Here is a 4,320-nt window from a genome sequence, read left to right as displayed (position 1 = left end):
TTCAGGTACGGGTCTTTGTGCCAGATGGTGAGAAAGGTCTCGCGGTAGGTGCGTTCGAAATGGTTCCGTCCCTTGCGGCCGTACTTGCGCCACGGAAACTTCAACTCGAAAGCAAGTGTGCTTGGATCATGCATTGTGGCCTCCTATCAGGTTCTTCCCTTTTCGGTTAAACCAAGCGCGGGCCTCTTCGCGGGTGGCGTCGAAGTCTCCGTTCATCGCACGACCGACAATGGTGCTCAAGCTGTGCTTCGAAGCGTCGCGGATTAAATCGTTGATCGGCGTGGCACTGTTGCTCTCAAAATCGTCGTAGGAGCCATTGAGCGCCGCTTCGATCATTCCGCTCGGCGCACCCACTTCTTCAAGCGCCTGAGCCAGTTTGTCCTTGGTTCGCATATCTGTTTACTCCAGTGAATCGATGAACTCTTTGATCCTATCTTCGCCCAGAATCTGCCACGCTGGATCGTTAAAAGCGTGCACCGCAAAGGCTGCTTTGGCGTGGTCCAGATCGGAAGCCTGATTCGCGCACTCAGGCCACAGGATCTTCATATCGATCCTGCGCAGACGGGCGTACCATGCGGATTTGAGCCAACGGAACATTGTGCCTACTCTGGTTGAATCCTGAAACGGACCCCCATGTCTTTCAGAACCTGCTTCGAGAGCCTGTCACACAGGTCATTTTTACCGCGCGGGATCCACTCCATGCGGACCCGTTCCTTGTGCTTCTGGTACAGTTCCTTCGCCTTCGCGTAGTAAGGGAGGTACAGGCCACCGTGGACCTTCCACTTTCCCGAAATCTGCATGATGACGAGTTTTGAGTCACCGCGCACGAGAATGACTCCAAGGTGGACGGCAGCATGTTCGAGCGCGGCCATGAAGCCCTGGTACTCAGCGACGTTATTGCTGGTCTTGGGGCCGCATCCGACGTACCCGCCTTCTTCGTATACGGTCTTTCCGCCTACTCTTACGACGGCTCCCCACGCGGCGTGCCCACCTGGGTTTATCGGTTCGCTCTGCAGCAGCCGTCAAACCAGCACTCTATGAGTCCGGCGTTCGGTTGCATAGGGCATCACCTTCTTTCTTTGCCTGTCGCGCGGCTAGTGCTTCGCGGAGAAGAGTCCGGATCATGCTCCCCATCGACCTGTCCTCCCGCTTTCCCAATCGCCTGATCGCCTTGACTTCGGCGAGCGGCATCCGGGCGGCAATGACCGGATCAGATTCGACTTCTTCTTTCCTTTTCACTGAGCGGATGGTATCCGACTTGTTTACTGGTGTCAACAGAAAACAACAGTGTTGACAATCCGCACGCTGTGCGATATTCTGCGCTACATGAGCAAAGTAAAGCCCTTTCTTCTCGTCGGCGACGCAGTTTCTTCTGGCACCGGTCTTGGCCGCATTGCCGGAATGATCGCCAAAGGGATTCACGAAGACCTGTCTGATGTCTACCAGGTTGCGAGCGCGGGGCACGGGGGGCCTGGAAGTCGGCGCTTTGGTTTCTTCCAGTACACACTAGAAGGTGTCGAATCCTCCTTTATTCTGCCCAGCTTGCCGCAAATTTGGGATGACCATTCGCGGGGAGAGAACGGCGTCATAGCGTTCTGCTGGGATCCCTCAAGGCTGGGTTGGCTCGCGCAACCTGATTTGCTGAGCGAGTTGCTTGAAGGGCTTCCCGGTCTTCGGCAGTGGATCAAGCGCTTTCGAGAGAACAATGAACTCTGGATTTACTGTCCAGTGGACGCGGACGGACCCAACGGCGCTCTCACCTTCCCGCTCAAGATGACCCTACTCGGCTTTGACCGTATTATTGCCTACACCAATTGGGGAGCGGACGTAATCCGGCGTTCGATCGGAGACGCCGAGGCCGAAAAGCGCCATCTGACTGCGCTCCCGCACTGGATCGACGGAGAGACTTTCTATGAGCTGCCGCGCCAAGCCTGCCGCAAGGCTTTCTTCCTGCGTACCGGCGCGCAATGCCCAACTGGCCAGAAGCCTGAACCGATCGCGGACGACGAAGTGCTGATCGGAATCGTCGCAACTAATCAGCGGCGAAAGGATTTTCCGCTCGGAATCCAGACCGCTGCGATTCTCGCCAAGGAGATGAAAGTCAGGCTCTGGCTGCATACCTCGGCTCTTGAGCGCGACTGGTCAATACCGGCGCTGCTTGTGGACTATGGCATGGTCGAGAAGACGGTCATCTCGCTTGGCCATATTTCCGATGACAACATGGCCGTTGGCTACAGTGCATCGGACCTCAGCCTCGGCATTGGCTCTGGCGAGGGCTTTGGCTTTCCGCTGGCAGAGTCGGTATTTTGCGGCACTCCGTGCATTCATGGGAACTACGCTGGCGGCGCCGAGACGCTTTCTGCTTATCCCGATTTTCTGGTTACGCCGGAGTCGTTCAAACTGGACGGAGAGTATGCGTTCAACCGTCCCACCTTCGATCCAGAAACGTGGGCTTCGGCGGCGCGGAAGGTCCTTGGCAAGCGCACTAACCGCCCGAGCGAGTACGATTGGAAAAACGTCTGGCCGCGGTGGAGAGAATATCTCCGAAAGGCGGCTGAAGGAGAAGGCCAATGAGGATCGGTAGGGCACTTCTCATTTCTGGATGGATGAGCGAGATGGAGTTACGTTACCTGGCCTCGGTTGCCAAGCGATCAAGGGAGATTTGCGAGGTCGGCTCTTGGTTGGGGCGATCTTCTTGCGCTATCGCGGAAAACACCGCTGGGCATCTGACCTGTGTAGACACTTGGATGGGAACAGAGGAGCAGGGGACATGGGGCAAGGATATTCTTGCTGATTTCCTCGCAAATATGACTGGCCTCAAAAACGTTACCGCCGTCCAACTCCGCTCCGTCGAGGCCGCTAAGCAGTTCGCTGTCGAAGGGCGCAAATTCGATATGATTTTCTTGGACGCTAAGCACGACTACGAAAGCATCTCGGAAGATATACGCGCTTGGTCAGCGATTCTGCGCGATGGCGGCATCTTGCTTGGTCATGATTTCCATCCTAACTGGCCCGGCGTGATGCAAGCAGTTCATGAACAAATTCAGCAGTTCCGGGTTGTGGATACGATCTGGACAACAGAAACCAACTAACCGGGAGGAAAAGAAAATGAAACGTTCGTTCTTGATTTTGGCGGCGATGCTTCTCGCGATTTCTTTTGGGCTTGGAACTCGCGCGAACGCTCAGTGGAACTCCGTAACCGGCATGGAAGGTGAAGTAATCGTCCACGGCGGTAATGGGTTCGGTTCGATCAACACGATCGTGAGACGCTTTTCGACTGTGGATTTAACAATCGGAACGGCGATAACCTACAACGACGACTCGTCTTACGGAGCATCTTTTCTCATAAACTCTCCTGGTGTGTACTCGATCAGCTACACGGACCAGCGCACCGACAACGCCTTTCCGTATTTCTGGTATTACGTCGAGGTTGACCACGCTGCGCCTCATTCGGACGTTTCCACCATCACCGCAACTCCCACTATCGCGTTCATTTCTTCGAGCGGTCCCTACATGGTCGGGAAAAACAGCGTCACCATGCTCTTGGATGCAGGCGATGTCGTGCGACCTTGGTGGTGGGGAAACACCGGGGGCACTTACGCCGACCAATTCGCGCAATTCGCAATCGTCAAAGTTAGATGACGGGCAGCGGGAGGAAGCGCTTCCCTCCCGCCTTATGAACATCCGGGAACGTCTGGGCGACGGAGGCTTAATGCCGTATTTTAGCGTGATCACACCGACCCTCGACCGCGCATCCCTCGCTGTCTGTCTGCGCTCCTTGGACAGGCAGACGTTCGATAGTTGGGAGCACATTGTCTGGCTCGACGCTGAGATAGCCTCCTCGCATTTGGAGCAGATGAATTCAGGTAAACGGAGCGTCGTAGTGCCTGGGATGCGGTTCAACGACTTTGGCAATACCCCGCGAAATTTAGCCTGGCAGTTCGCGAGCGGAGACTGGATCATATATCTCGATGATGACAATCGTCTCGCCGACAAAGATGCTCTCCAGCGCATTCACGATTGCCTGGCTGCCGCTGGTGAGCCGAATGTGGGCATCTTTCCAATCATTCGCCACGGAGTACGCTTCTTCAACCTGCCCCCGCGGCTCTGCTTCTTCGACACGGCTAATATGGTCGTCAAGCGGGAAATCGGGCGGTGGCCAGCAGGACCTGAGTATGTCATGGACGGACTTTTCATAGAACGTCTGGTGGCAGAATACAGCTACGTCGCTTTCCCAGAGTGTGCGCCGACTATTTGTGTGCCAGTTTCCAGTGAGGGGAAATGAGATTCATCGAAACCTTCAAAACGTGCCCCTATTGC

The 4,320-nt window shown here is 55.6% G+C and carries 6 protein-coding genes; 4 read left to right on the top strand and 2 right to left on the bottom strand.

Going from position 1 to position 4,320, the window contains the following annotated elements:
• Positions 1–126 precede the first annotated feature (126 nt).
• Together KGI06_06015 and KGI06_06010 are read right to left on the bottom strand one after the other, a co-directional pair.
• The gene (locus KGI06_06015) at positions 127–393 is read right to left on the bottom strand and encodes a hypothetical protein (protein ID MDE1871763.1); all 267 of its coding nucleotides are present in this window, start codon (positions 391–393) and stop codon (positions 127–129) included.
• A gap of 209 nt (positions 394–602) precedes the next feature.
• The gene (locus KGI06_06010) at positions 603–1,019 is read right to left on the bottom strand and encodes a ribonuclease HI family protein (GenBank protein MDE1871762.1); all 417 of its coding nucleotides are present in this window, start codon (positions 1,017–1,019) and stop codon (positions 603–605) included.
• A gap of 307 nt (positions 1,020–1,326) precedes the next feature.
• Between KGI06_06010 and KGI06_06005 the strand changes: the two genes are divergently transcribed.
• The 4 genes from KGI06_06005 (at position 1,327) to KGI06_05990 (ending at position 4,285) form a co-directional block, all read left to right on the top strand.
• Positions 1,327–2,574 (top strand): hypothetical protein, encoded by a 1,248-nt coding sequence (locus KGI06_06005; protein MDE1871761.1) that lies wholly within the window; start codon positions 1,327–1,329, stop codon positions 2,572–2,574.
• A 32-nt stretch (positions 2,575–2,606) separates the two neighbouring features.
• Positions 2,607–3,092 carry a class I SAM-dependent methyltransferase gene (locus tag KGI06_06000; protein ID MDE1871760.1) on the top strand — a complete coding sequence of 162 codons (486 nt, stop codon included), beginning with the start codon at positions 2,607–2,609 and terminating at the stop codon, positions 3,090–3,092.
• Entirely contained in the window at positions 3,034–3,642 is a 609-nt protein-coding gene (locus tag KGI06_05995; GenBank protein ID MDE1871759.1) for a hypothetical protein, read from the top strand. The genes KGI06_06000 and KGI06_05995 overlap by 59 nt, the downstream gene beginning before the upstream one ends.
• 70 nt (positions 3,643–3,712) lie before the next feature.
• Entirely contained in the window at positions 3,713–4,285 is a 573-nt protein-coding gene (locus KGI06_05990) for a glycosyltransferase family 2 protein (GenBank protein ID MDE1871758.1), read from the top strand.
• Positions 4,286–4,320 lie beyond the last annotated feature (35 nt).

Source organism: Candidatus Micrarchaeota archaeon (genome assembly GCA_028866575.1).
Classification (GTDB): Archaea; Micrarchaeota; Micrarchaeia; order Micrarchaeales; family Micrarchaeaceae; genus UBA12276.
This window is presented reverse-complemented; position numbering and strand designations above follow the sequence as displayed.